This window comes from Allobosea sp. P5_A5, assembly GCF_056400625.1.
This window is the reverse complement of sequence record NZ_JBFUKY010000002.1, coordinates 463961-489579: the sequence shown is the minus strand read 5'-3', so window position 1 is coordinate 489579 and position 25619 is coordinate 463961. Positions and strand designations below refer to the sequence as shown.

20 protein-coding genes and 1 tRNA gene are annotated in these 25619 nt (G+C 65.3%); 6 read left to right on the top strand and 15 right to left on the bottom strand.

Going from position 1 to position 25619, the window contains the following annotated elements:
• Nucleotides 1-120 precede the first annotated feature (120 nt).
• Complete coding sequence (glgX, locus tag AC1DR6_RS05950; RefSeq protein ID WP_476828450.1) at nucleotides 121-2208, bottom strand: glycogen debranching protein GlgX; 2088 nt, start codon at nucleotides 2206-2208, stop codon at nucleotides 121-123.
• A gap of 198 nt (nucleotides 2209-2406) precedes the next feature.
• Between glgX and glgA the strand changes: the two genes are divergently transcribed.
• Nucleotides 2407-3960, top strand: a complete 1554-nt coding sequence (glgA, locus tag AC1DR6_RS05945) for a glycogen synthase GlgA (RefSeq protein ID WP_476828258.1) — start codon at nucleotides 2407-2409, stop codon at nucleotides 3958-3960.
• A 67-nt stretch (nucleotides 3961-4027) separates the two neighbouring features.
• Here glgA and AC1DR6_RS05940 read toward each other — a convergent pair whose 3' ends face one another.
• Nucleotides 4028-4288 carry a DUF2934 domain-containing protein gene (locus AC1DR6_RS05940; RefSeq protein WP_476828257.1) on the bottom strand — a complete coding sequence of 87 codons (261 nt, stop codon included), beginning with the start codon at nucleotides 4286-4288 and terminating at the stop codon, nucleotides 4028-4030.
• A gap of 186 nt (nucleotides 4289-4474) precedes the next feature.
• On the opposite strand from AC1DR6_RS05940, the gene glgB reads away from it, so the two are divergent.
• A complete protein-coding gene (gene glgB, locus AC1DR6_RS05935) occupies nucleotides 4475-6685 on the top strand; it encodes a 1,4-alpha-glucan branching protein GlgB (protein WP_476828256.1) in 2211 nt (736 codons plus the stop codon).
• Between the two features lie 16 nt (nucleotides 6686-6701).
• On the top strand, nucleotides 6702-8762 hold the full coding sequence (gene malQ, locus AC1DR6_RS05930) for a 4-alpha-glucanotransferase (protein WP_476828255.1): 2061 nt from the start codon (nucleotides 6702-6704) through the stop codon (nucleotides 8760-8762).
• A gap of 97 nt (nucleotides 8763-8859) precedes the next feature.
• Here the strand turns inward: malQ and AC1DR6_RS05925 are convergent, their stop codons facing one another.
• Complete coding sequence (locus AC1DR6_RS05925) at nucleotides 8860-10257, bottom strand: SNF2-related protein (RefSeq protein ID WP_476828254.1); 1398 nt, start codon at nucleotides 10255-10257, stop codon at nucleotides 8860-8862.
• A 229-nt stretch (nucleotides 10258-10486) separates the two neighbouring features.
• On the opposite strand from AC1DR6_RS05925, the gene AC1DR6_RS05920 reads away from it, so the two are divergent.
• Nucleotides 10487-11875 (top strand): M20 family metallopeptidase, encoded by a 1389-nt coding sequence (locus AC1DR6_RS05920; RefSeq protein WP_476828253.1) that lies wholly within the window; start codon nucleotides 10487-10489, stop codon nucleotides 11873-11875.
• 41 nt (nucleotides 11876-11916) lie between these two features.
• On the opposite strand, the gene AC1DR6_RS05915 is transcribed toward AC1DR6_RS05920, so the two are convergent.
• The 5 genes from AC1DR6_RS05915 to AC1DR6_RS05895 form a co-directional block, all read right to left on the bottom strand.
• Entirely contained in the window at nucleotides 11917-12165 is a 249-nt protein-coding gene (locus tag AC1DR6_RS05915) for a hypothetical protein (protein WP_476828252.1), read from the bottom strand.
• Nucleotides 12166-12227: 62 nt separating this feature from the next.
• Nucleotides 12228-12704 (bottom strand): MgtC/SapB family protein, encoded by a 477-nt coding sequence (locus AC1DR6_RS05910; RefSeq protein ID WP_476828251.1) that lies wholly within the window; start codon nucleotides 12702-12704, stop codon nucleotides 12228-12230.
• Between the two features lie 111 nt (nucleotides 12705-12815).
• Nucleotides 12816-12891 (bottom strand) — tRNA-Lys (locus AC1DR6_RS05905).
• Between the two features lie 133 nt (nucleotides 12892-13024).
• Nucleotides 13025-14296, bottom strand: a complete 1272-nt coding sequence (locus AC1DR6_RS05900; RefSeq protein ID WP_476828250.1) for a solute carrier family 23 protein — start codon at nucleotides 14294-14296, stop codon at nucleotides 13025-13027.
• Nucleotides 14297-14600: 304 nt separating this feature from the next.
• Complete coding sequence (locus tag AC1DR6_RS05895) at nucleotides 14601-16175, bottom strand: 2-isopropylmalate synthase (protein WP_476828249.1); 1575 nt, start codon at nucleotides 16173-16175, stop codon at nucleotides 14601-14603.
• 541 nt (nucleotides 16176-16716) lie between these two features.
• Here AC1DR6_RS05895 and AC1DR6_RS05890 point away from each other — a divergent pair.
• Entirely contained in the window at nucleotides 16717-17364 is a 648-nt protein-coding gene (locus AC1DR6_RS05890) for a YoaK family protein (protein ID WP_476828248.1), read from the top strand.
• Nucleotides 17365-17414: 50 nt separating this feature from the next.
• Nucleotides 17415-17753: a hypothetical protein gene (locus AC1DR6_RS05885; protein ID WP_476828247.1), complete on the top strand. Its 339-nt coding sequence runs from the start codon at nucleotides 17415-17417 to the stop codon at nucleotides 17751-17753.
• 112 nt (nucleotides 17754-17865) lie between these two features.
• On the opposite strand, the gene AC1DR6_RS05880 is transcribed toward AC1DR6_RS05885, so the two are convergent.
• The 7 genes from AC1DR6_RS05880 to AC1DR6_RS05850 form a co-directional block, all read right to left on the bottom strand.
• Nucleotides 17866-19953, bottom strand: a complete 2088-nt coding sequence (locus tag AC1DR6_RS05880) for a M3 family metallopeptidase (protein WP_476828246.1) — start codon at nucleotides 19951-19953, stop codon at nucleotides 17866-17868.
• Nucleotides 19954-19977: 24 nt separating this feature from the next.
• Nucleotides 19978-20700 carry an NUDIX hydrolase gene (locus AC1DR6_RS05875; RefSeq protein ID WP_476828245.1) on the bottom strand — a complete coding sequence of 241 codons (723 nt, stop codon included), beginning with the start codon at nucleotides 20698-20700 and terminating at the stop codon, nucleotides 19978-19980.
• Nucleotides 20697-21590 (bottom strand): PhzF family phenazine biosynthesis protein, encoded by an 894-nt coding sequence (locus AC1DR6_RS05870; protein ID WP_476828244.1) that lies wholly within the window; start codon nucleotides 21588-21590, stop codon nucleotides 20697-20699. Before AC1DR6_RS05870 ends, AC1DR6_RS05875 begins: the two co-directional genes overlap by 4 nt.
• Nucleotides 21591-21655: 65 nt before the next feature.
• Entirely contained in the window at nucleotides 21656-22504 is an 849-nt protein-coding gene (pdxY, locus tag AC1DR6_RS05865; protein ID WP_476828243.1) for a pyridoxal kinase PdxY, read from the bottom strand.
• A 164-nt stretch (nucleotides 22505-22668) separates the two neighbouring features.
• Complete coding sequence (locus AC1DR6_RS05860; RefSeq protein ID WP_476828242.1) at nucleotides 22669-23700, bottom strand: ABC transporter substrate-binding protein; 1032 nt, start codon at nucleotides 23698-23700, stop codon at nucleotides 22669-22671.
• Nucleotides 23701-23789: 89 nt separating this feature from the next.
• Nucleotides 23790-24581 carry an ABC transporter permease gene (locus AC1DR6_RS05855; RefSeq protein WP_476828241.1) on the bottom strand — a complete coding sequence of 264 codons (792 nt, stop codon included), beginning with the start codon at nucleotides 24579-24581 and terminating at the stop codon, nucleotides 23790-23792.
• Nucleotides 24581-25471, bottom strand: a complete 891-nt coding sequence (locus AC1DR6_RS05850) for an ABC transporter ATP-binding protein (RefSeq protein WP_476828240.1) — start codon at nucleotides 25469-25471, stop codon at nucleotides 24581-24583. The genes AC1DR6_RS05855 and AC1DR6_RS05850 overlap by 1 nt, the downstream gene beginning before the upstream one ends.
• Between the last annotated feature and the right edge of the window lie 148 nt (nucleotides 25472-25619).

Here is a 25619-nt window from a genome sequence, read left to right as displayed (position 1 = left end):
AACCCCACAACCATGCGAGCGAACGGTTTCGCTCTCACCCGGTCGTGGGTTCCGGGTTCATGCCTGCGGCATGCCCCGGAATGACAAGATGCGGTGCCCGCAACAGGCGGCCTCAGACCTTCACATCAGCACGATCAGCGAACGCGGCGAGAGCGTGATCTCCTGATCGGCCTTCAGCCCTTTGCGGCCCTCGTCGGAATCGGCGCCGGTTTCGGTATCGAGCACGACGGACCATGAGCCCGATTTCACCCGCTGAGGGATCTTGAACACCACCGCCCCGTCGAAGCTGTTGAAGAGGATCAGCGCCTCGTCCCCGCCGTCCTCGACATCGGGTGTGTGCATCAGCAGGCCGATGGCGCGAACACCCTCATCGTCCCAATGCTCTTCCTGCTGGTCGCCGCCGGCAGGATTGACCCAGCGCAGGATGCAGCCGTCGCGGAAGGAGGCGCGACGGAAGATCGAATGTTCGGCGCGCAGCTGCGTCACCCGCTGAACGAAGCCGGTCAGCGCCTTGTCACGCTTCGTCAGCTCCTCCCAGCGCATCCAGGCGATCTCGTTGTCCTGGCAATAGACGTTGTTGTTGCCACGATTGGAATGCCCGTGCTCGTCGCCCGCAAGCAGCATCGGCGTACCGTGCGACAGCAGCATCGTCGCCAGCAAATTCCGCTTCTGGCGCTCGCGGACAGCGATGATGCCCTCGTCTTCGGTCGGCCCTTCCGCGCCGTAGTTGAACGAGATGTTGTGGCCGTGGCCGTCCTTGTTGTCCTCGCCGTTCGCGTCGTTGTGCTTCTCGTTGTAGGAGACCACGTCGTTCAGCGTGAAGCCATCATGAGCGGTGAGGAAGTTCACGCCGGCCCACGGCCTGCGCCCGCGCAGATCGTAGATATCGCCTGAGCCCGTGATGCGGGCGGCGAGATCGCGGATCATGCCCTCCTCACCCTTCCAGTAACCGCGAATGGTGTCGCGATATTTATCGTTCCATTCAGCCCAACCGGGGGGGAAACCACCGACCTGATAGCCGCCTGGACCGATGTCCCATGGCTCGCCGACGAGCTTGACCTTGCTCAGGACAGGGTCCTGGCCCACCGCATCGAAGAACCCGCCGCGCTGGTCGAAGCCATGCGGCTCGCGGCCCAGAATGGTGCCGAGGTCGAACCGGAACCCGTCCACCTCCATCACTTCAGTCCAGTAGCGCAGCGAATCCATCACCATCTGCAGCACGCGCGGATGGCTGGTATTCACCGTGTTCCCGGTGCCGGTATCGTTGATGTAGAAGCGCGCCTCGTCGGGCATCGTCCGGTAATACGAGAAGTTGTCGATACCCTTGAAGGAGAGCGTCGGCCCCATCTCGTTGCCTTCGGCGGTGTGGTTGTAGACCACGTCCAGGATCACCTCGAGACCGGCATCGTGGAAGCGGCGCACCATGTCGCGGAAGGACGAGAGGCCCGCCTGGCCGCAATAACGCTGCATCGGCGCAAAGAAGCCGATCGTGTTGTAGCCCCAGTAATTGGTGAGGTTCTTCGCCTCGAGATAGTGGTCGTCAAGATAGGCATGGATGGGCAGCAGCTCGACGGAGGTCACGCCGAGGCTCTTGATGTAATCGACGATCGCCTGCTCGCCGAGGCCGTCGAACGTGCCGCGCTTGGCCTCCGGAACGGCAGGGTGCAGTTTCGTGAAACCCCGCACATGGGTCTCGTAGAAGATGGTCTTGTCCCACGGCACGGCAGGCTTGGCCGGCGCCTTCATATCGGCGGACCAATCGACAACGACGCATTTCGGCGTGAACGGCGCGCTGTCGAGTTCGCTGAAGGTCAGATCCTCGTCTGCCTCCGCTTTGACGTCATACCCGTAGTGAGACTCGTCCCAGGCGATCTGCCCCGAGTACTCTCGCGCGTAAGGATCCAGCAGCAGCTTGTTATGGTTGAAGCGATGCCCCTCCTCCGGCGCGAAACGGCCGTGGACGCGGTAGCCGTAGCGTTGTCCGGGCTTCACGCCCGGCAGATATCCGTGGAAGATTTCGTTGGTGTATTCCGGCAGCGTGATCCGGGCCGTCTCGGTCTTGCCGCTGTCGTCGAACAGGCACAGCTCGACGCGTTCGGCATGGGCGGAAAACAGGGCGAAGTTGGTCCCGTCTCCGTCGTGCACCGCACCAAGCTCGTGCGCCTGACCGGACTGCACCTCAAATCGCTTGCCCTGCTCGTCGGCCATCGTCATGCACCCCTTAAGGCTTCAATTAGCGCATGGGCAGCCGCGGATCATGCAATACCGCCGTCACATCCCGTCGCTATGTTTCGTCGCGAGGCAGCAACGTGACGAGACCCCGAACGTTCCGGCGATCGGCCCGCAATTTGCTTGATATTTTGCGCTGCACCATGGAACGATGTAGGGTGAAGTCGAGTTATCGTTATGGCGGGTTCCGAGGGCGTGACGATGGCTGACGTGTTGAAGCTGGCTGAGACCGAGAGCGTCTCCTCCACGTCAGGTCATGCACTGACTTACGCAGCCGCCGTCAAGGACGACCCTTTCGAAAAGCCGCCGATCCCGGCCACGACAAAGCTGCTGTTCGTCACCTCGGAGATGGGTGACTTCATCAAGGCGGGCGGCCTGGGTGAGGTCTCGACAGCACTACCGCGCCAGCTGCGGGCCTTCTGCGACGTACGCGTGCTGCTGCCCGGCTTCCGCCAGGTCCGCAGGGCGCGTCCGGCGATGGAGATCGTGCGCCAGATGCCGCGCACCGCCAGCCTGCCGCCATGGTCGCTCGGCCGCTTCTCGACGGCGGACGGTCTGACGATCTACGTCGTGCTCTGCGACGAACTGTACGACCGCGAAGGCTCGCCCTATGGCCCCTTCGCCGGCGGTGATTTCGGCGACAACGATATCCGCTTCGCGCGCCTTTCGCTGGCTGCCGCCGAGATCGCGGCTGGCGAGGCGGACCCGAACTGGAAGCCCGACATCCTCCACGTCAATGATTGGCCGTCGGCCCTGGCGCCCGGCTACATGCGCTGGAAGGGTCTCGCCACGCCGTCGATCCTGACGATCCACAACCTCGCCTATCAGGGCCTTTATTTGCCGCAGCGCATGGGCGCACTCGGGATCCCCGACCTGGCTTTCAACGTCAACGGCGCCGAATTCCACGGCAAGGTCTCGTTCCTGAAGAGCGGGATCTATTACGGCTCGCATGTGACCACCGTCAGCGAGACCTATGCCCACGAGATCACCACGCCGGAGCACGGCTGCGGGCTGGACGGTTTGCTCAAGACCCGCATGGGGGAAGGCCGCCTGACCGGCATCGTCAACGGCATTGACGACAGCTGGAGTGCTCTGATCGAGGGCGGCAAGACCTCCGAGCAGATCGTGCGGCAATGGAAGCGTCGCAACGCGGCCGAAATCCGAAAGACGTTCGAGCTGCCGGAATCGCGCGGGCCGCTGTTTTCGATCGTCTCCCGCCTTGTCCACCAGAAAGGTATCGACCTTTCGCTAGAAGCCGCAGAGACGATCGTCGCGCAGGGCGGCCAACTCGTCGTGACCGGCCGGGGAGAACCCCGCATCGAGGAAGCCGTCGAGAAGCTGGCGCGGAAGTTTCCAGACTCCGTGGCGGCTCGCATCGGCTTCGACGATGCCGAGGCCCGGCGTCTTTTCGCGGCGAGCGATTTCCTGCTGATGCCATCCCGCTTCGAGCCCTGCGGTCTCAGCCAGATGTACGCGCAGCGTTCGGGCGCCCTACCGATCGCCTATCGCACCGGCGGCCTTGTCGACACGATCGAGGACGGGCTTTCCGGCTTTCTGTTCTCGTCCTTGACGGGCGCGGGGCTGTCCAGCGCCGTCACCCGCGCGCTCGAAGCCTTCCGTTCGAAGCGCGCCTTCGTACAGATGCGCGAGCACGCGATGGCCAAGCGCTTCGACTGGCGCAAGCCGACCTTCCGCTATGCGGGTGTCTACGCGCGCGCTCTGTCGTCATGAAAAAGGCCGGCGCATCGAAGCGTCGGCCTGGAAATCTCGTTTGAATGGCCTTGGTGGTCGCAGGCGATCAGGCCTTGCTTTTGGTACCGGTTTTAGCTGCCGGCTTCGCGGGCGCGGCTTTGGTTGCCGCTTTCTTCACTGGCTCCCGGGCTTCGGCCTTGTCCGATACCGCAGCCTTGCCCTTAAGCGGCGCCTTGGCTTTCGCGCCCGTGCTGACGCTCACGCGCTCCTCGGCGAGGCGCCAGTGCTCCGCATCCTTGCCGTCCGGTTTACCCTCGGCCTCCCAGATCGCGTAGGCAGTGTCGCGGACGATCTGATCCCGGCTCATGGTCGCTCTCCCAGCTCTTGGCTATGCCCGAACGGATAACGGCAGCATCGGCTCTTGGTTCCGGTCTCGGCAAGCTCAAACTGACGCCATCTTGTCGTCGGAACGTCGGTCGGCTCTGCTGCGTTGCATCATGACTGATTCCGCAGCACCGCAGGATCAGGCCCAGATCGCGAAAAGACTTGAACGATGCGTGAAATCCAACCTGTCTTGCCGACGCTCTCCCCGCAGGATGTCACGATGCTGGAAGAGGCCCGGCACCCGGACCCTTTCGCGGTTCTCGGGCGTCACACCTACGAGAGTGGCTCGTTCGTCCGGACGTTCCTGCCCGACGCGCACTATGTCGAGCTCGTGACCGGCGAAGGCGAGGAGCGTCAATCCGTCGCGATGACCGAGCGCGGGAGCGGCCTCTTCGAGGCGGTGGCCCCCGCTGAGGGTCCCTACCGCCTGCGCGTCTCCTGGCCTCATGGGATTATCGAGACTGCCGACCCTTATGGCTTCGGGCTGCTGCTCTCGGAAGACGACATTTATCTCTTCGCGGAGGGGCGCCATTTCGATCTGTCGACCCGCCTCGGCGCCAATCCGTCCGTCATCGACGGTGTCGAAGGTGTGGTCTTCGCGGTCTGGGCGCCGAACGCGTCGCATATCGCGCTAGTGGGCGACTTCAACGACTGGGATACCCGACGCCACCCGATGCGCCGCCGGCTCGGCCCTGGCATCTGGGAGCTCTTCATCCCCGGGATCGGTCCGGGCGCGGTCTACAAATATGCCATCACCGCTGCGAATGGCGAGCGCCTGCCCTGGAAGGCCGACCCGCTCGGCCGCTTCCATGAGCTCCCGCCCCGGACCGGCTCGGTCGTCGCGGCCGCGCCGGCCTTCGCCTGGAGCGACGAAAGCTGGCTCGTCCAGCGCGAGAAGCGCAACGCGATCCACGAGCCGCTTTCCATCTACGAGGTCCATATCGGTTCCTGGCTGCGGACCGAATGGGGGCAGATGGGCTCATGGGACGAGGCGATCGACCGGCTCATTCCGTATCTGGACCATATGGGCTTCACCCATGTCGAGCTGTTGCCGATCACCGAACATCCCTTCGGCGGCTCCTGGGGCTATCAGCCGCTCGGGCTTTTCGCGCCGACATCGCGCCTTGGGCCGCCGGAGGCTTTTGCGCGCTTCGTCGATCGCTGCCATGCCGCGGGCATCGGCGTCATCCTCGACTGGGTGCCGGCGCATTTTCCCTCCGATGAGCACGGCCTGGCCAATTTCGACGGCACGGCGCTCTACGAGCACGAGGATCCGCGGCAGGGCTTCCACATCGACTGGAACACGCTGATCTACAATGTCGGCCGGCGCGAGGTGCGCGGCTTCCTGATCGCATCGGCGCTGTGGTGGCTCGAGACGTTCCATCTCGACGGGCTGCGGGTCGATGCCGTCGCATCGATGCTTTATCGCGACTACAGCCGAAAGGCCGGCGAGTGGGTGCCGAACCATCTCGGCGGGCGCGAGAATTTCGAGGCCGTATCGTTCTTTCAGGAGCTGAATACCTTGGTCGGCAGCCGTGGACGCGGGGCCATCACCATCGCCGAGGAATCGACCGCCTGGCCCGGCGTCACCCGTCCGGTCGAGTTCGGCGGCCTCGGCTTCCATTTCAAATGGAACATGGGCTGGATGCACGACACGCTGCGCTTCTTCGAGCGCGATCCCGTGCATCGCGGCTGGCATGGCGACGACGTGACCTTCGGGCTGGTCTACGCCTTTTCCGAACATTTCGTGCTACCGATCTCGCATGACGAGGTCGTGCACGGCAAAGGCTCGCTGCTCTCGCGCATGCCCGGCGACGACTGGCAGCGCTTTGCCAATCTGCGCCTGTGCCTGGCGATGATGTGGACCCACCCGGGCAAGAAGTTGCTCTTCATGGGCTGCGAATTCGGGCAGGAAAACGAGTGGAAGGTCGATGACCCCTTCCCATGGCCGCACCCTTACGACGAACGCCGGCGCGGCACGATGCAGCTGGTGCGTGACCTAAACGCGCTGTACCGCGCTACCCCGGCCCTCCACAGCCTCGACCACAGCCCGGACGGCTTCGACTGGCTGATCGCCGATGACAGTGCCAACTCCGTCTTTGCTTTCACCCGCTCGGCCGAGGACGGCAAGCCGCCGCTCCTCATCGTCGCCAACATGACGCCGACGCCGCTGCACGGCTATCGCATTGGCGCGGCCGCGCCGGGCCGCTGGCGCGAATGCTTCAATAGCGATGCCGGGCTATATTCCGGCTCCGGCCTCGGCAATGGCGGCGAAGTCCAGGCCGAACCCATGCCCTCGCATGGCCACGAACAGTCGCTCTCGCTGACCTTGCCGCCGCTCGCGCTGCTCGTGCTCGAGCATGACGGCGACGCGAACTGAAGACCGCGAGGATCGAATGAGCGACGAACTTCTGCGCCAGCTTGCAGCCAAGGCGGGCATCTCTCCGGAGTGGACCGACCAGGCCGGCAAGTTTCATAGCGTCTCCGCCGAGAGCCTTCGGGCGATCCTGACCGGCTTCGGTCTGCCGGTGGACGGCGACGAGGCCTTGCGCAACGCGATGTCTCTGGTCGAACAAGGCCCCAACCCCGCCGCGGCCTCTCGGTTCACCACGGCGCGTGTCGGGCAAGCGGTCGGAATGCCCTTGGCCGGCGACGCCGGCAGAGCCGTCGAGATCACGTTGGAAGGCGGCGCCCGGCGCCTCGTCACCACACTCGAAGGCTATGGCGAAGCGCTGACCCTGCCGGCCTTCGACACCCCCGGCTATCATACGGTCCATCTGCTTGACGGCGATTTTACAGTCGCCACGGCGCCCCAACGCTGCATCACGTTCGCAGATCTCGACGAGGGCCGGCCCGGCTTCGGGCTCGCGGCACAGATCTACTCGCTGCGCACCGCCCATGATGGCGGCATCGGCAATTTCGCCGGCGTCGCCGCGTTCGGGAAACGCGCGGCGCGCCTCGGCGCCGATGCACTGGCGATCAGCCCCGTCCACGCCCTCTATGGCGCTTCCGCCAACCATTTCAGCCCGTATTCTCCATCGACGCGACTGTTCTACAACCCTCTTCACGCCGACCCCGAAGCGCTCTTCCCGGCAGATCTGGTCGCGGGCGTCATCGCCGAAGAAGGGCTCGGCGAAGCCATGGACAAGCTCTCGGCCGACCCCGCGATCGACTGGGCGCTGGCCACGCCGCTGCGCCAGCGCCTGCTGCGGGCGCTGTTTCGCCGTCTGCGCGAAAGCGACGCGCTTTCGTCGCAACGCGCCGATTTCGAGCACGCGCGTGATGGCGCGTCCTCGTTGCTGCGCAGCCACGCCGTCTTCGAGGTGCTGCACGCGAGCGAATTCGCCCGCGACTCCTCCGCCTGGCACTGGCGAAACTGGCAGCAGTCTTATCGCGATCCGGACAGCGCGGAGGTCGCAGCCTTTGCGGGAGCACATGCCGACGAGGTCGAGTACCAGATCTTCCTGCAATGGCTGACCGGTCGTTCCTATAGCGAAGCTCAGCGCACCTGTCGCGAAAGCGGCATGAAGGTCGGGCTTATCGCCGATCTCGCCATCGGCATGGATGGCTCGGGAAGTCACGCCTGGAGCCGACAGCATGAGGTGCTGAACGGGCTGTCGGTCGGTGCCCCGCCTGACTACTATTCCGCTGAAGGACAGAGCTGGGGTCTCACCACCTTCTCCCCGCGCGGGCTTGCGGCCTCCGGCTATGCGCCGTTCATCGAAACCTTGCGCGCCAGCCTGCGCTATGTCGGCGGCATCCGTATCGACCACGTCATGGGCATGAGCCGGCTCTGGCTGGTGCCGGAGGGCGCCAGCGCCATCGACGGCGCCTATGTCGCTTTCCCGTCCGAGACGCTTTTCAGATTGATCGCGCTCGAATCTTGGCGGCACCGCGCGATCGTCATCGGCGAGGACCTCGGAATCCTCCCCGACGGCTTCCGCGATTATCTGCGTGGCCAGGGTGTCGCCGGCCTGCGCGTGCTTCGTTTCGAGAAAACCGACGACGGCTATATTCCTCCGGCCGAGTGGGACCCTGCCGCCGCGGCGCTCACCACGACGCACGACCTTGTCCCGACGGCGGGCTGGTGGGCAGGCTCCGACATCGACGATGGCGAGCAGCGCCAGACGTTCGAGGATTTGCGTGCCTGGGACCGCGGTATCCTCTGGGGTTCCTTCGAGCGCGAGGGCCTGGTTCACGGGGAACGTCCGGCGCCGGACGATACCGGCCCCGTCGTGGATGCCGCGATCGGCTACGTCGCGAAATCGCCCTGCACCCTCAAGCTGCTGGCGATCGAGGACGCGCTCGGCATCCGCACGCAGCCCAACGTGCCGGGCACGACGATTGAGAAGCCGAACTGGCGCCATCGCCTGGAAGGCGAGGCCGGCGAGCTGCTCGACGACGCGAAGGTGCGCGAGCGGCTGGCATATCTCGGCCCGGCTCGGAGCGACGCTTGAAAAAACACCGTCATTGCGAACGTAGCGAAACAGTCCAGGGGAGGTAGAGCGCTGCCGATTCTGGAATGCTTCGCTGCGCTCGCAATGACGGAAAGGCTTACGCTCTTTTCTCGACGATATCGGCGATCGCCTCCAGCATTCGAGTGTCGTCGCCGGCCAGACCTTCCATCGCCGCCATGCGCTGGATGACGGTCGCGGCGATCGCCTCCTCCACCGTATCCTCGGCATAGGCATAGAAGATCGTCGCGTGCTGCCCGTCCCGGTGGCAGCGGCCTTCGATCTGCTGGAGCTGGATGGCGCTATGGCGCATATCGTGGACGACCAGCGCCCGCTCGCGCTCGCCGCCGGGCATCTCGCCGCGATGAAGCGAAATCGATTCCGTGACAGTGAAGATCACGGCATCGAGCCCGCCGGTCTGGAAGACGATCCGCGTCTGCTCGTTGACGATGCCCGAGTGCTCGCCATTGATCTCCGCCACGCGCCAGCCCCGCCCGCGCAAGCTGTCGGCCAGCATCGCGCTGGTCTCAAGAAAGGCGACCGAGATTGCCACCTGCTCGTCATTTCCGAGCAGATCCTCGCAGAAATCAACCGTGCCGGGGATGCGTAGCAGGCTCGCCTTCTGGCGGAAGCGCAGATCGGCGGCCCAGCCCTGCGGCTTGCGGGTCGAGCCGCCGGCCAGTCCCAGTTCCTTGCGGAACTCGCGCCAGGTCGCCTCGTAAAGCTTGCGCGCGGGCACGTCCAAAGCGATCGGCGCCAGCTCGCGCTGCACCTCGGGCCAGCCCGCGATCTCCTCCGGTCGGCGCCTCAGCCCGATCGCGTGAGTGCCGCGATACAGCAGATCGGCCATGATCTTGCGATCGTCCTCGTTCGGCTGCCAGCTCCAGTTTTTCCAGCGGCCCTTGGCGCGGCCGATCCTCAGCCGCTTCATCAAGCCCCGGAACCCATCGAGATCGGCACTCGGCATGCCCGCCGCCTTGGCCAGCAGGCTGGCGAGATAGGACAGCTCATGCGGCGATTGCCCGGCGGTGGCGCTCATATAGATCGCGAAATCGGCCGCCGCCGCCATCTGCCGGCAGACCATCCCTTGCTGCGAGTTCGGATTGCGGATGCGATGCGCCTCGTCGATCACGACCAGCGGCCAGGTCCGCTTCGGCGTGCCGAGCTTCGCCAGCTCGTTGTTCCTGGCTCGCGCGGAACGCTTTTTGCTGTCGGCAGGTGGCGCGAGAAGCGACTTCGTCTTCTCGAAATTCATCAGCGTCACACGCTTCGCCGGCAGGCCTGACAACGCCATGGTCCGCCGCCATTGCGGGATCGCACCCTTGGGGCAGATCACCAGCACATCCTGCTCCGGCATGGCCGAAAGCGCGAGCCAGGCCGAGAGCGTCTTGCCCAGTCCGGTCAGGTCGCCCAGCAGGAAGCCGGCGGCCCCCTTCGCCCGCGCTGCAAGGATGGCATCGCGCGCGACGAGCTGATGAGCGTGCGGAGTGAAAATCATATCGTGTCGACTTGTACGCCGAACCAAGCCGTCATTGCGAGTGCAGCGGAGCAATCCAGGGGACCGGGCTGGAACCCTTCAGCCCAGTCCCCTGGATTGCTCCGGAGCTTCGCTCCACGCAATGACGGTGCGCCACGTCGGCAAAACATGGCGTCCCTACCTGTCTTGGCACTGGCGCAAGCCCAGCTCCATCGGCAATCTGCGCCCGCCAATAGGAGACAAGACGGCCATGACCCGCGCGCAGGCGATCGCGAACGCCCAGGACTATTTCGATTCACGCCGCATGAAGAGCGACCTCGCCCGCCTCATTGCGATCCCCAGCGAGAGCCAGAACCCCGAGCGCGCGCCGGTTCTGTCCCAATATCTCGACACAGAGATGCGCCCGCTGCTCGAAAAGCTCGGCTTTGCCTGCCGCATTCTGACCCATCCGAAAGCCAAGGGTCCCTTCCTCTATGCCGAGCGCATCGAGGATCCTTCGCTGCCGACAATCCTGGGCTATGGGCATGGCGACGTCATCCGTGGGCTCGACGCGCAGTGGAGCGAGGGCCTTTCGCCCTGGACGCTCGTGGAGAAGGACGGGCGCTGGTACGGGCGTGGCGTCGTCGACAACAAGGGCCAGCACCTCATCAACCTCAACGGCCTGCGCGCCGTGCTGGAAACGCGCGGCAGGCTCGGCTTCAACGCCAAATACCTGATCGAGATGGGCGAGGAATCCGGTTCTCCAGGTTTGCGGGAACTCTGCCAGGACGAGGCCGAACTGCTGAAAGCTGACATCCTGATCGCCTCCGATGGGCCGCGCCTCAACGCCGAGCGACCGACCGTGTTTCTGGGCGCACGGGGCGTCATCACCTTCGACCTACAGATCGTGGCTCGCGAGGGTGGGCATCACTCCGGCAATTGGGGCGGGTTGCTTTCCGATCCCGCGATCCAGCTGGCCCACGCGATTGCCTCGATCACCTCGCCCACCGGTCAGATCCGGATCCATGAGTGGGTCCCGAAGGAGCTTCCGGATGCAGTTCGCAGGGCGGTGGACGATTGCGAGGTCGATGGCGGCCCGGACGGGCCGACGATCGATCCCGGCTGGGGTGAACCCGGTCTGTCGCCAGCCGAGCAGGTCTTCGGCTGGTGCTCGTTCGACGTGCTGGCGATGAAGTCCGGCGTCCCCGAGACACCCGTCAACGCCGTTCCGCCAAGCGCATGGGCGCGCTGCGCGTTGCGCTTCGTCGTCGGCATCGATCCGCGAGATGTCGTCCCGGCTCTTCGTCGCCACCTCGACCGCCAGGGGTTTTCGATGGTCGAGATCGTCATGCCGGGCGCCGAGCGATTCGGCGCGACCAGGCTGAATCCCGACGACGACTGGGTGCGCTTCACAGTCCGCTCCATCGCCGAAAGCACCGGCAAGAAACCTGCCTTGCTGCCCAATCTCGGTGGCTCTTTGCCGAACGATATCTTCGCCGAAATCTTGAAGCTGCGGACCATCTGGGTGCCGCATTCCTACCCCGGCTGCTCGCAACATGCACCGGACGAACATTTGCCGATCACCATCGCGCGCGAGGGCCTGACCGCGATGGCCGGGCTGTATTGGGATATCGGCGGGGGCAAGGCCCCGCCGCTTTGATCGATCACTCCCTTTGATCGATCACTCCTCCTTTTGATCGATCACCCCTGCGGCTGGCGCGGGTCACGGCCCGGCGGCAGGTCGATCGGCGACGCCGGCGGCCCCTCAGGCGGCGCGTTCGGCGGCAGCTCCGCCGGCGGCTCGGTCGGGATGCCCTGCGGTGCCTCGTCCGGAGGAATTTCGACCGGCGGGGCCGGTGGGACCTCGGTCGGGGTCAGCGGTGGCGCCTCCGGCAGCGGCTGCGGAACGGCTGGCGTGCCCTCGGGAGAAGCAAGATAGTCTGACATCATCGGTAGGGACCCTCCTGTGCAAGGAACGTCGCAGACCACGGAAGGTTCGTCGTCTGAGGCGATCAGGATCCCATCGGTCCCGGCTCGTCATCCTTCGGCAGTGGAAAGCGGCGCTGCAGCCGGCTCTCCAGCGAATGGTCGAGGAAGAGCAGGGCCAGCGCGAGCAGTGTCGCCGTCACCGCGATCGGCCAATGCCCCAGCCCGGCCGCACAACCGAGCGTCGCGGTCACCCAGATCGCGGCGGCGGTCGTCAATCCGTGCGCGACGAGATCGTCACTGCGCCGGATGATCAGGCCCGCTCCGAGAAAACCGATGCCGGTCAGCACACCCTGCACCACGCGGCTCGCCGCATCCGGATGCAGCGTGTCGCTGAACAAGCTCGCCGCCACGGCCGTGCCGAGGCCGACGATGCCGAAGGTGCGCAGACCGACACCCTTGTGACGGATCGTGCGCTGCAGGCCGATGGCGAGGCCGGCTGACGTGCCGAGCACAAGCCGCAGCAGGGGTTCAACCGCACCTGAAAGCTGTTCCATCATCATGCGCTATCCACCCGACCGACCGGACAGCCAGCATGAAGGCGCGAGCCGGACCTCATCCAGTCCCGGATGGCGGCTACTGAAAACCGCGTCAACATTGTTTGGAAAGGTCCGTGGTGGGTGATGTAGGGCTCGAACCTACGACCCGCTGATTAAGAGTCAGCTGCTCTACCAACTGAGCTAATCACCCATACGCCACGAAGCGTCGCCGTCGCCGCGATGTCGTCCGCGTCAGGCAGGGGGCGTGTAGCAAAGCCCCCCTGCCCTGTCCACCCGTCTGCGACAGAAATCTGACGACAGCGCCGCTTTCGTCCGGAAAACCGTCAAGCCGCGCGACGGTTGAGCAGGTGATACAACGCGATGGCGCCGAAGGTCGCCGTACCGATACCGGCGAGCTCATAGCCGAAGATCGGAAGCTTGAGATCGCCTGCGCCGAGGATGAGCGCGGTCGCGACCGTGATCAGGTTTTTCGGCTGGGAGAAATCCACCTGAGCCTCGACCCAGATCCGCCCCGCCGTCGCGGCGATCAGGCCGAAGACGACGACGGCAAGACCGCCGAGCACCGCAACCGGGATCGTGCCGATCACCGCGCCGAACTTGGGTGAGAAGCCGAGCAGCACGGCGATGACGCCGGCCGCGACGAAGACCAGTGTCGAATAGACCCGCGTCACCGCCATCACGCCCATGTTCTCGGCATAGGTGGTGACACCGGTGCCGCCCCCGGAACCCGCGATCATCGTCCCGATGCCGTCCGCAATGAAACCGCGCCCGATCATGTGGTCGAAGCTGCGGCCGGTCATCACGGCGATGCCTTTGATATGGCCGAGATTTTCCGCGACCAGGATGATCGCCACCGGCACGATCAGCGTCATCGCCTTGAGCTCGAAGACCGGCGCGGTGAAATGCGGCAGACCGAACCAGGCGGCTGCGCCGATCTTGCTGAAATCGATTACTGGCGCGCCGAAGGAAGACGCGGTCACGGCGTACAGAACATAGGCCGCGAGCCCGCCGATCAGGATCGGCAACCGCTGCACCAGCCCGCGCCCATAGACCGCGATCAACGCCACCGCGACCACCGTGAACAGCGCGATCCACTTGGTATAGGGGCTGGCCGAGATCATGCCGATCGCGACCGAGGTGAGGTTGAGGCCGATTGCGGCAACCACCGCGCCGGTTACGACGGGCGGCAGCAGCGCCTCGATCCAGCGGGTGCCGACGGCCTGAACGACGACACCGATCAGTGCGTAAACCGCGCCGCAGGCGATGATTCCGCCAAGCGCGACGCCGATGTTCAGATTGGGCCCGGAGCCGGCATAGCCGGTGGCGGCGATGACCACGCCGATGAAGGCGAAGGAGGAGCCGAGATAGCTCGGCAATTGTCCGCGTGTGATGATGAAGAACAGCAAAGTCGCAATGCCGGAAAAGAAGATCGCGACATTGGGATCGAAGCCCATCAGCACAGGCGCGAGCACGGTCGAGCCGAACATCGCCACGACATGCTGCAGCCCCGCCACGGCAGTCTGGCCGCCCGGCATCCGCTCGTCCGGCATCACGGCGCCGGAGGTCTTCAGCGTCCAGTTCGGAAAATAGCCCATCGCGATCGCTCCCCACGCGGCCGCACGGGGGCGCCGCTCCGGAAACGCAGATGAAGGCAAGAGCGGGGCCAGCGCCAGATGGCGGCGCGGTCATCCACCGGAATTGAATAGGGTGTCGGTGATTGCGCTCAAAATGGCGGTGACGGCCGGGCCCTATCCCCTCTCCCCTTGCGGGAGAGGGGATAGGGTGAGGGGTCGCTCAACGTCGATCGTTGGCGAACGGCCTACGATGAAGGATAGCGTGACCCCTCATCCGGCCCTTGCGGGCCACCTTCTCCCGCAAGGGGAGAAGGGACGACCAGCTTTACTCCGCCGCTTGAGCGTGCTGCCGCGTTCCACGCGCAACCAGCTTGTTCAGCGCCGCCAGATAGGCCTTGGCGGAAGCGACGAGCGTATCGGGGTCGGCCCCGCGCCCGGTCACGGCCCCGTCTCGCGAGAGCCGCACTGTAACCTCGGCCTGCGCATCGGTTTCCTCCGTCACGGCGTGAACGTCGTACAGTTCCAGCACCGCCTCATGCGGCACGATCGCCTTGATCGCGTTGAACACCGCGTCGATCGGCCCGTTGCCCTCGGCCTCCTCGGTGACGAAGCGCCCATCGACGGAGAGCCGCATGGTCGCGCGCTGCGGCCCGCGCGTGCCGGCGATCACCGTCAGCGATTCCAGGCGGATGCGATCATGCGCGGTGGCGATATTCTCGTCGACCAACGCCTCGATATCCTCGTCATAGACATGCTTCTTGCGGTCGGCGAGCGCTTTGAAGCGCGTAAAAGCATCCTCCAGCTGGTTGTCGCCCAGCTCGTAACCCATCTCCTTCAGCTTGGAGCGGAACGCGGCCCGGCCGGAATGCTTGCCCATCACCAACGAGGTCTTGGTGACGCCGACCGAGGCGGGCGTCATGATCTCGTAGGTCGACTGGTTCTTCAGCATGCCGTCCTGATGGATGCCGCTTTCATGGGCGAAGGCGTTCCGGCCGACGATCGCCTTGTTGTACTGCACCGGGAAGGAGCAGGCGGAAGAGACCGCCTTCGAGACGCGCATCAATTGCGTGGTTTCGACACCAGTCTCGTAAGGCAGCACATCGCCACGCACCTTCAGCGCCATCACGATCTCTTCCAGCGCCGCGTTGCCGGCACGCTCGCCGATGCCGTTGACCGTGCATTCGACCTGCCGCGCCCCGCCCTCGATCGCCGCCAGCGAATTGGCGACGGCAAGCCCCAGATCATTGTGGCAATGGGCCGAGAAGATCGCCTTGTCGGCGTTCGGGACCCGCGCGCGGACCGCCTCGAACATGGCGCGATACTCGGCTGGCGTCGCATAGCCGACCGTATCCGGCAGGTTGATCGTGGTCGCGCCGGCCTTGATCGCCGCCTCGACGGCACGGCACAGATACTCGATCGGCGTGCGCGTCGAATCCATTCCCGACCATTCGACATCCTCGACCAGATTGCGCGCCTGCGTCACCGTGGCGGCAATGATGTCCAGCACCTCCTGCTGGCTCTTGCGCATCTGATGTTCGAGATGGATCGGAGACACCGAGACGAAAGTGTGGATGCGCGGGCGTGCCGCATGGCGAACCGCCTCGCCTGCCCGCGCGATATCGGCGCCGATCGCACGCGCCAGCCCGGCGACGCTTGCGCGCTTCAGCCTGCGGGCGATCTCGGAGACCGCTTCGAAATCGCCTTGGGAGGCGATTGGAAATCCGGCCTCGATGATGTCGACGCCCATGGCATCGAGTGCGTCCGCCACTTCCAGCTTCTCCTCGAAGGTCATGGTGGCGCCGGGGCACTGCTCGCCGTCGCGCAAGGTGGTGTCGAAGATCAGGACGCGGTCTTTGGGAGACACGGCTGGCGAAGAGCCGTTCTGGATCGGATCGGTCATGGATTTTGTCCGGTGTCGGCGCCGCGGCGGAGTTCGCAAGGCGAGCGCATGGGTTCGGAAGTCGGCGGTTCTCGTCACTCCCCTGAGCGCCCAGGCAAAATGCCCGGCCGGCCCTCAGGGGCGGCTAAGGAGAAGCTGGCCGAGAAGCGAGGATGCCGGACGTGCGCACAGGGCCGCATTCCGCGCGATGGCGCGGTCGGTGCGGCAGCTGTGGGCGAACGCCTGAGACAAGGATGATCCTCGTGAACCTGCCGAATGTGTAACCTGAAGCTGCGATGCCGCGCAAGCTGGCCCGCAGGCAATAGCCCGGCCACCTCCTCGCGAGCCCTCGTCCTGAGGAGCGATCCTGCCCGATCGCGTCTCGAAGGACGCTCCAGGAGGCAGCTCCACAATAAACCGGACTGGCCTTCGAGACGCCGCCAGCGCGGCTCCTCAGGATGAGGGCTGCGGAGTGCGGGAGCATGGTGTCCTATCACTTGCCCCATCTTTCTGCCGCAGCACATAATAAACATGGCGCCGGAATCGCGCGGAGACGGGCGGCATGACGCGTTACAACCGCTGGGCCATCGGGCTGGCCTTCTGCCTGGCGGGCCTCGCCGGCTATATCGACACGATCGGCTTCATCAGCCTCGGCGGTTTCTTCGTCTCCTTCATGAGCGGCAACACCACTCGTCTCGGCATCGAGACGGCCGGGCTGAAGGGGGGCGGTATGGCCACCGTCGCGACCATTCTAGCCCTCTTCGTCTCCGGCGTGGTCGCCGGCTCGCTGGTCGGGCAGTTCGCCGGCAGGCGGCGCAAATCGGCCGTGCTCTGGCTGGTGGCGCTGGCGCTGGCCATCGCCGCGCTGCTGGACATGGCCGGCTGGAGCTTCGCAGGCGCGGTGTGGCTTGCCTTCGCCATGGGCGCGGAGAATGGCGTGTTTCAGCGCGACGGCGAGGTCACGATCCCGCTCACATACATGACCGGCACGCTGGTGAAGATGGGCCAGCGAATCGCGAGCGCGCTGACCGGTGGCCCGCCCTTCGGATGGGTGCGCCATTTCTTGCTCTGGCTCGGCCTTCTGCTCGGCTGCATCAACGGCGCCGTGGCCTACCAGTTCGTCGGGCTCGGCGCCGTCTGGCTCGCGGCGCTGGCGGCGGCGGTGTTTGCGGTCGCGGTGCCCTTCCTGCCGCTCACCGGCCGCGATTGACGCGAGGGTGGAATCGGTCATCCTCACGCCCGAACCAGCCGGAGACGACCATGCGCGCCCTTTTCATGACCGCCGCCCTCGGCCTTGCGCTCGCCGGCTGCCAGACGCAGATGGCGGCGGCCCCGCCCGCCCCGCCGCCCGAGCAGGCAGCACCCGGCGTCACGCCCTCGACCTTCCACATGCCGACCGGCAGCGGCTGCTCCGGTGAGATCGCCCGCTTCCAGGCCGTGCTCGACAACGACGTCGCCATCGGCCACACGACGAAACCCGTGCACGATCGCGCCACCGCCGACCTCGATCGCGCGCGGGCGACCTGCTCGACCGGCGGCGAGGGTCCGGCGCTCGCCCAGCTCCACGCCGTCAAGACGAAGTTCGGCTATCCGGGATAGTCTTCGGGCGTCATGCTCGGGCTTGACCCGAGCATCTCGGAAATCCGCACTTTCTCGGCATGAGAGTCTCGGGTCGAAGCTCCGCTTCGCCCGAGAATGACGCATGTCGTTTTTACGCCGCCAGCCCGCGCTTCTGCAGCAGCGCATCCGGCGTCGGCAGCCGCCCGCGAAAGAGCGTGTAGGCCTCGGCCGCATCCCGCGTATCGCCTGCCGAATAGATGAAGCGCTTCAGTTTCGCCGCGACCTCCGGAGAGTAGAGGTCGCCCGTCTCGGTGAAGGCGTCGAAGGCATCGGCGTCCATCACCTCCGACCAGAGATAGCTGTAATAGCCGGCCGAATAGCCGTCGCCCGCGAACACATGCGTGAAATGCGGTGTGCGATGGCGCATGGTGATCTCGGCCGGCATGCCGAGGCGTTCCAGTTCCGCCGCCTCGAAGGCGATCGGATCGATTTCGGCCGGCGCCTCCAGCGAGTGGAAGGCCAGGTCGGCCAGCGCCGAGGAGGTATACTCCACCGTCGAGAAGCCCTGGTTGAAGGTCTGCGCCATCTTGATCTTGTCGATCAGCGCTTCCGGGATCGGCTCGCCGGTTTGGGCATGGCGGCAATAGTCCGACATCACCTCGCGCGTCATGAACCAGTGCTCATAGAGCTGCGACGGCAGCTCGACGAAATCGCGCGCCACCGACGTGCCGGCAAGCGAACCATAGGTCACGTCGGACAGGAGCCCGTGCAGTGCGTGGCCGAATTCGTGGAACAGCGTGCGGGCATCGTCCAGCGAGAGCAGCGCCGGCTCGCCATCCGCCGGCTTGGCGAAGTTGCAGACATTGACGATGATCGGCCGCGTCTCGCCATCAAAGTTCCGCTGCCCGCGAAAGGCGCTCATCCAGGCCCCCGAACGCTTGGATGAGCGGGCAAAATAATCGCCGACGAACAGCCCGATATGCCGACCGCTGGCCGCCTCCGTCACCTCGAAGATCGTTACATCCGGGTGATAGCCGACGAGATCGGGCCGCTCCGCGAAGGCGAGCCCGAACAGCTTGCCGGCGACGTCGAAGGCCGCCTGCCGGATCCGGTCGAGCTGGAGATAGGGCTTCAGCACGGCTTCATCGAGCGCATAGGTCTTCTGCCGGACCTTTTCGGCGTAGTGGCGCCAATCCCAGGGGCGGATCGGCCCGTTCTCGCCTTCGCTTTGGGCGAGCGCCGCGAGATCGGCGGCCTCACGCGCCGCGCGCGCCTTGGCCGGCGTCCAGACCAGTTCCAGCAGATCGCGCACATGCTCGGGCGTCTTCGCCATCGCATCGTCGAGCTTGAAATGTGCGAAGGTCGGATAGCCGAGCAGCCTGGCCTTCTCCGCCCTCAGCTTCACCATCTCGGCGACGATGGCGCGGTTGTCGCTCTCTCCGCCATTCTGGCCGCGCTTGCTCCAGGCGATGAAGGCTTCCTCGCGCAGGTCCCGACGCGTCGAAAAGGTCAGGAACGGCTCGATGATCGAGCGCGAGAGCGTCACCGCATGTTGACCGGGCTTGCCTCGGTCGGCCGCCGCGCGCGCCATGGCCGCCCTGACGAACTCCGGCAGGCCTGCGAGCCCGCTCTCATCCGCGATGAACAGCGCATAGGAGGACTCATCCTTGAGCACGTTCTGACTGAACTGCGTGCCCAGCGCCGCCAGCCGCTCGCTGATGGCGGAGAGCCTCGTCTTGTCGCCCGCGGCGAGCTTGGCGCCCGAGCGGACAAAACCCTTATGCGTCCGCTCCAGCAGACGGGCCTGCTCGGCATCGAGGCCGAGCGTGTCGCGCTGTTCGTTGACCGCATCGACGCGGGCGAACAGGCCCTCATCCATCATCACCGCCGACCAATGACGCGAGGTCAGCGGCGACATTTCGCGCTCGATCGCCTGCAGCGCCTCGTTGGTATCGGCGCCGGTGAGATTGTAGAACACGCCACCGACGCGCGAGAGCGCCCGCCCTGCCCGCTCCAAGGCCTCGATCGTATTGGCGAAGCCAGGCTCGGCCGGCTCCGCGACGATCGCCGCGATCTCGTCCTTATGCTTGGCCAAGGCCGCATCGAAAGCCGCCCGGATATGCTCCGGCTTGATCGCGGCGAAAGGCGGCAGACGAAACGGCGTCTCCCAGCGGGAGGCGAACGGATTGTCGGCCGGCAGCGGCAGAGCCTCGGGATAGGTCGTCGCGGCAGTCGTCATGAGCGGACTTTCAAAAACGTTAGGTCAGCGTTCGCCGAAGATATGCGCGAGATAGCGGCGCATGAAGGGCGGCATGTCGTGCGGATCGGTATCGGCCATATTGCGGATGATGACGATGTCGGAAAGCTCCTCCTCGGCCAGCGTTTTCATCCGCTCCAGCATCAGCGCGCGCGCCGCCTCGGCCGGCAGGTCGATCTCGACCAGGCGCATAAAGGCGACCCGCCCTCGCTCGATCAGTGCCGTCCAACCCTCACCGAACGTCACATCGCCGAGATGCAGCCCGGTCTCCTCTTTCAGCTCGCGCGTGACGCTGCCGGAAAGATCGACCGATCCATCGGGGCGCAGATCGTCGCGATCCGGCGTGCCGGCAGCGAAATAGACCTTTCCGGCATTGGCGGTGTGCTCACCCATCTTCCCGCACAGAAAGGCGCCGTCCTTCGTTCGCAAGGCCGCCATGGCAAAGCCGTTGCGGATCTCCGGGCCGGGAAATCCGGCATCCCGCCAAGCCATGAATGCCGCGTAATCCGTCTCGAAGTAACCCGCTTCGAAGGTATCGCCGCTGATCGCCGCACGGTGCTGCAGGAGCACGCGCCCGTTGAACATCGCGGGCTTGCCGGCGCTGATCCCGGCCCAATGCGCGGCGATCGCCTCGGCGTTGTCGCGCTGGTAAGCCCAGACATAAGGCTCGATCCGAGCTTCGATGCGGCTGAGCTGGACGATGCTGCCGTCCACGACACTGTCGCTCACAACAGCACGCCCTCGCTGACCAGCACAGCCGAACCACCGATCCGCGCCGAGGCGAGGACGCCGCCGCGCACGCTCATCTCAAGCGTGATCTGCGAGGGCCGCCCCATCTCGTAGCCCTGTTCGATCACGAAGCGGTGGTCGCCATCGGCCGGCGCCTCATAGGCCATGATCGCGCCGGCGAAAGCCGCCACGGCCGATCCCGTAGCCGGGTCCTCGATCAGGCCGAGATTGGGCGCGAACATGCGGGCGTGGAAATGATGACCGGCCTCCTCGACCTCGCGGCTGTAGACGAACGCCGCGCCCTGGCCGAACGCCTCGCCCCAGACGCCCATATTCGGCCACGCCTTCGTCACGGCATCGCGCGAGGCCAGCGGCACACACAGATAGGGCACGCCAGCGCTGAACGCGGACGGCCTGTGTCGGTCGAAGCCGATCGACCCCGCGTCAAGCCCAAGCGCGGCGGCCAGTGCGATGTCCGACGCAGCCTCCCCCGTCCGCTCAGGCAGGCGCGGCAAAGTAAAGACCGCGCGACCCTGACGGTTGCTCGAAATCTCCACCGCGCAGGACACGGCGCCGATCTTCTCCTCCAGCACGAGCATTTCCGGCAGATGACCTGCCGCATCGTCATGCAGCGCAAGCCACACCGCCGTGCCCACCGTGGGGTGACCGGCGAAAGGCAGCTCGATGCCCGGCGTAAAGATGCGCACCGCCGCGCGGTGCTCGGGCCGCTCCGGCGGGAGCACGAAGACGGTCTCCGACAGGTTGAACTCGCGGGCGATCGCCTGCATCGCCTCGGTGTCCAGCCCCTCGGATTCCAGCACGACGGCAAGCGGATTGCCGTCGTGGCGGCGCGTGGTGAAGACATCGAGCGTGACGAAACGGCGTTTCATGGCGGGCTTTCGAAAAAGAAGTGGAGGAACCAATGCGATCGAGGCCGCGCGAACGCCGCGCGGCGCTAGATCGCTTCCGGCGCGAAGATGCGCGACGGGGTCACGAATTCGTCCTGCGCCGCGACCATCAAAATCTCGCGCGAGCCGGCTTCCTTGGTCCGCTTCAGCAATCCGTAAATCGAGGACGCCGCCTTGCCGAGCGCGGCGGCGGCCGAGCGCTCGCGCAGGTAATGCGTGAAGAACAGCGCCGCGATCGCATCGCCCGCGCCGTTGACGCTGACATCGAGCTTCGGCGTGCGCACCCGCCAACTGCCGCCCTCGTCCGCCGCCATCAGGTCGATCGCATCGTCGGGCGTCTCCTCCGTGACGAGCGAGGTCACGAGCACGACCTTCGGGCCGGCATCGCGCAGCGTCTCGACCGCGCGATGCGCGTCGGCCACCGTCTTGACCGTGACACCGGTCAGCAATTCCAGTTCGAACTGGTTGGGTGTCATGATGTCGGCGGCGGGAACCGCCTGCTCGCGCATGAACTCGGGGATGCCCGGCCGCACGAAGACCCCGCGCCCGACATCGCCGATCACCGGGTCGCAGCAATACAGAGCTTTCGGATTGGCGGCGCGAACGGCTGCGGCGGCCGAAAGAACTGCGTGGCCGATATCGGCGGAGCCCATATAGCCGGAGATCACGCCGTCGCAATCCGCCAGCACGCCGCGCTCGCCGATGCCCTGCATGACCTCGTCGATCATGCCGCCGTCGAAGACGCGACCTTTCCAGGCGCCATAGCCGGTGTGGTTCGAGAACTGCACCGTATGGATCGGCCAGACCTCGACACCCAGCCGCTGCATGGGAAACACCGCAGACGCATTGCCCACATGCCCGTAGGCGACGTGGGATTGGATGGAGAGAATATTCATGAGGCAGACCAGACGGGCGTTCGAGCGAGAGCCGGAACCTAGCGTCTCCCGCGCTGGGCGCCAATCGAAAGCCGTGGAGACCGCGATCACTGGCGGCGCAGGCATAAGCGCGTCATCCCGGGTAAAGCCCGGGATGACGCGCGCTTCCGGAAAACAAAAAGCCCTCAGGCCCCTGACTGCGCCTTCTTGGCGAACGTATCGATGAAGGTCTTCGTCAGGTCGACATTGGAACTCGTCAGCTCCGGGTCGAGCAGCTTCAGCGAGTCGTACATGCTCTTCATTGCGTCTGCCGTGGCGATGCCGGTGCGCGAATAGGCTTCCTGAGAGTTCTTGACCGCGCGGACGTAAAGCGGCCTGTCTCCGAGCAGGTATTCTTCGGGCACGAGGTCCGCGACCTCCTCTGGCTTGGCGGTCTCCAGCCACTTCAGCGCCTTCATGAAAGCGTTGACCAGCTTCTGCGTGGTGACCGGGTTCTTTTCGGCAAAGTCGTTCTTGAGATAAAGCACGGCGGCCGGGTTCGAGCCGCCGAACAGCGCCTTTGTGCCGGCCTCGGTCCGGGTGTCGATCAGCGCGACGATGTCGCCATCGGCCTCCAGCTTCGAGGTAACGGGGTCGAGATGGGAGATCACGTCGACCTGCTTTTGCTTGATCGCAGCGACCGCGCTGGCCCCGGCACCGACGCCGATGAAGGCGGCATCGGTGGCCTTCAGCCCCGCCTTGACCATGGCATACTGCGCCGTCAGCGACGTCGAGGAGCCCGGCGCTGTGACGCCGATCTTCAGACCCTTGAAGTCGGCCGCGCTTTTCACCTTGTCGGCGAGGTCCTTGCGGACCGCGATGGTGATGGCGGGGAAGCGGCCGAGCTCGATCACGGCCCGGATGTCCTGGCCCTTCGCCTGCATGCGGATGGTGTGCTCATAGGCGCCGGTCACGACATCGACCGAGCCGCCGACGAGCGCCTGTAGCGACTTGGCGCCGCCACCGAAATCGTTGATCTCGACGTTCAGCCCCTGCTCCTTGAAGTAGCCCTTCTTCTCCGCGACCGTGAGCGGGAGGTAATAGAGCAGCGGCTTGCCGCCGACGCCGAGCGTGATGTTGGCTTTTTCAGCGGTCTGCGCAAACGCTGGGAGGGACACCGGACCGGCCAGGCCGGAAACGGCAAGCGCGGTCAGCGCGTCGCGGCGGGTGAGCTTCATGGTCGTGACCTCCGGTGGCGAAAGGCGCCTCTCGCGGGCACCGTTGAAACGGACGATAGGCGAAGCGGCGGACCTGCGACACCCCGTCGTTAGGTGGTCGTCGTCGCACTCTGCGCAGGGCGCCAGACCAGCAGGCGCCGCTCGACCAGCGTCACCAGCGCATCGATCAGGATCACGAAGATCGTCAGGATCAGCATGCCGGAAAACACACCGGTGACGTCGAACACGCTTTCCGCCTCATGGATCTTGTAGCCAAGCCCGGCGGAGGACCCGAGATATTCGCCGACAACCGCCCCAACCAGCGCAAAGCCGACCGAGGTATGCAGCGAGGAGAACATCCAGGTCAGGGCGGAGGGCCAGTAGACGTGTTTGAACAGCTGCCGCTCGTTCATGCCGAGCATACGGGCATTGGCGAGGATCGTCGGCGAAACCTCGCGCACGCCCTGATAGACATTGAAGAACACGATGAAGAAGACCAGCGTAAAGCCCAGCGCCACCTTCGACCAGATCCCTAGGCCGAACCAGAGTGCGAAGATCGGTGCCAGCACCACGCGCGGCAAGGCGTTGGCCGCCTTGATATAGGGGTCGAAAACCGCCGCCAGCAGATCGTTGCGGGCAAAGGTGAAGCCGAAGAAAATGCCCGCCGCAGAGCCGATGCCGAAGGCGAGGATCGTCTCGGTCAGCGTGATGCCGAGGTGATAATAGATGTCGGCCCCGGTCAGCTGCTTGAACGTACGCGCCAGAACCGCGCCGGGCGTCGAGAAGAAGAACTGAGTCGTCTTGATGTCGCCGAACAGGCTTGTGGTGGTGGCAAGGTGCCAGACGGCCAGGAAGACGACCATCACCAGTGCCTGCAGGACGAGAAGCTTCGTGCGCTTCATCAGGCCGTTCCCCGCGCCAGTTCTGTGCCTTCGACGAGTTCCTTGCCCTCGCCCATCGCATAGGCCTTCTGCACCTCGACGCGCAGCGACGACCAGATGTCGCGATGGATCTCGTGGAAGGCCTTGTCCATCCGGATGTCGGCAATGTCGCGTGGGCGCGGCAGCGTGACCGCGTAGTCGGCGACTATCCCTGCGGCAGGCCCGGCCGACATCACCACCACCCGGTCCGACAGCGCGATCGCCTCTTCCAGATCATGTGTGACGAACATCAGGGCCTTGCGATCGCGCGACCAGAGATCCAGCAGCAAATTCCCCATAATCTGCCGCGTCTGCGCATCGAGCGGCCCGAAGGGCTCGTCCATCAGCAGGATTTCCGGATTGCGGATCAGCATCTGCGCGAGGCTGACGCGCTTGCGCTGCCCGCCCGAAAGCATATGCGGGTAGCGGTCAACAAAGGTGCGCAGGCCGACCCGCGCCAGCCATTCGCGCGCCTGGGTGTCAGCCTCTTTGTCGGACACACCCATGGGTTCCAGCGCGACCTTGACGTTGTCCAGCGCCGTCTTCCACGGCATCAGCGCATCCTGCTGGAAGAGGTAACCGGCGCGTCGGTTGAGCCCCGCAAGCGGTTTGCCGAAGATCTCGACGCTGCCTTTGGAGGGCGCGAGAAGCCCGGCCGCCGCATTGAGCAGCGTGGACTTGCCGCAGCCGGTCGGCCCGACGATCGAGACGAATTCGCCCGGCCGAACCTGCAGATCGATGTCCTTCACCGCCTGATAGCGGCCGCCATCGGCGAGGTGAAAGGTGATATCGACACCGCCCAGGGTGACAGCCGGCGAGATGGATTGACCGACGGCTTCTGCAGCCGGCCGCGGACGATCTTGCAGCTCCATGGAAACTCGTTTCCCCGCGGGCCGCATACAGGGCGGCCTGTCCAATCGTTGAGCGGAGTCATAGGCGATGGGCAGGCAAGCCGGCAAGCGATGCGCGCGCGCGCCGGAGATAGCGACAGCGCGTGTTAGGCAGAGCCCACGCTTGCCA

What these genes read in the sequence shown, in the direction of transcription:
- AC1DR6_RS05870 (WP_476828244.1), bottom strand. Translation starts at nt 21,590, where the DNA reads ATGAAACGCCGTTTCGTCACGCTCGATGTCTTCACCACGCGCCGCCAC.
- pdxY (WP_476828243.1), bottom strand. Translation starts at nt 22,504, where the DNA reads ATGAATATTCTCTCCATCCAATCCCACGTCGCCTACGGGCATGTGGGC.
- AC1DR6_RS05850 (WP_476828240.1), bottom strand. Translation starts at nt 25,471, where the DNA reads ATGGAGCTGCAAGATCGTCCGCGGCCGGCTGCAGAAGCCGTCGGTCAA.
- AC1DR6_RS05920 (WP_476828253.1), top strand. Translation starts at nt 10,487, where the DNA reads ATGACCCGCGCGCAGGCGATCGCGAACGCCCAGGACTATTTCGATTCA.
- AC1DR6_RS05860 (WP_476828242.1), bottom strand. Translation starts at nt 23,700, where the DNA reads ATGAAGCTCACCCGCCGCGACGCGCTGACCGCGCTTGCCGTTTCCGGC.
- AC1DR6_RS05895 (WP_476828249.1), bottom strand. Translation starts at nt 16,175, where the DNA reads ATGACCGATCCGATCCAGAACGGCTCTTCGCCAGCCGTGTCTCCCAAA.
- AC1DR6_RS05900 (WP_476828250.1), bottom strand. Translation starts at nt 14,296, where the DNA reads ATGGGCTATTTTCCGAACTGGACGCTGAAGACCTCCGGCGCCGTGATG.
- glgX (WP_476828450.1), bottom strand. Translation starts at nt 2,208, where the DNA reads ATGGCCGACGAGCAGGGCAAGCGATTTGAGGTGCAGTCCGGTCAGGCG.
- AC1DR6_RS05880 (WP_476828246.1), bottom strand. Translation starts at nt 19,953, where the DNA reads ATGACGACTGCCGCGACGACCTATCCCGAGGCTCTGCCGCTGCCGGCC.
- glgA (WP_476828258.1), top strand. Translation starts at nt 2,407, where the DNA reads ATGGCGGGTTCCGAGGGCGTGACGATGGCTGACGTGTTGAAGCTGGCT.
- AC1DR6_RS05910 (WP_476828251.1), bottom strand. Translation starts at nt 12,704, where the DNA reads ATGATGATGGAACAGCTTTCAGGTGCGGTTGAACCCCTGCTGCGGCTT.
- AC1DR6_RS05855 (WP_476828241.1), bottom strand. Translation starts at nt 24,581, where the DNA reads ATGAAGCGCACGAAGCTTCTCGTCCTGCAGGCACTGGTGATGGTCGTC.
- AC1DR6_RS05925 (WP_476828254.1), bottom strand. Translation starts at nt 10,257, where the DNA reads ATGATTTTCACTCCGCACGCTCATCAGCTCGTCGCGCGCGATGCCATC.
- AC1DR6_RS05940 (WP_476828257.1), bottom strand. Translation starts at nt 4,288, where the DNA reads ATGAGCCGGGATCAGATCGTCCGCGACACTGCCTACGCGATCTGGGAG.
- AC1DR6_RS05890 (WP_476828248.1), top strand. Translation starts at nt 16,717, where the DNA reads ATGACGCGTTACAACCGCTGGGCCATCGGGCTGGCCTTCTGCCTGGCG.
- AC1DR6_RS05885 (WP_476828247.1), top strand. Translation starts at nt 17,415, where the DNA reads ATGCGCGCCCTTTTCATGACCGCCGCCCTCGGCCTTGCGCTCGCCGGC.
- glgB (WP_476828256.1), top strand. Translation starts at nt 4,475, where the DNA reads ATGCGTGAAATCCAACCTGTCTTGCCGACGCTCTCCCCGCAGGATGTC.
- AC1DR6_RS05915 (WP_476828252.1), bottom strand. Translation starts at nt 12,165, where the DNA reads ATGATGTCAGACTATCTTGCTTCTCCCGAGGGCACGCCAGCCGTTCCG.
- malQ (WP_476828255.1), top strand. Translation starts at nt 6,702, where the DNA reads ATGAGCGACGAACTTCTGCGCCAGCTTGCAGCCAAGGCGGGCATCTCT.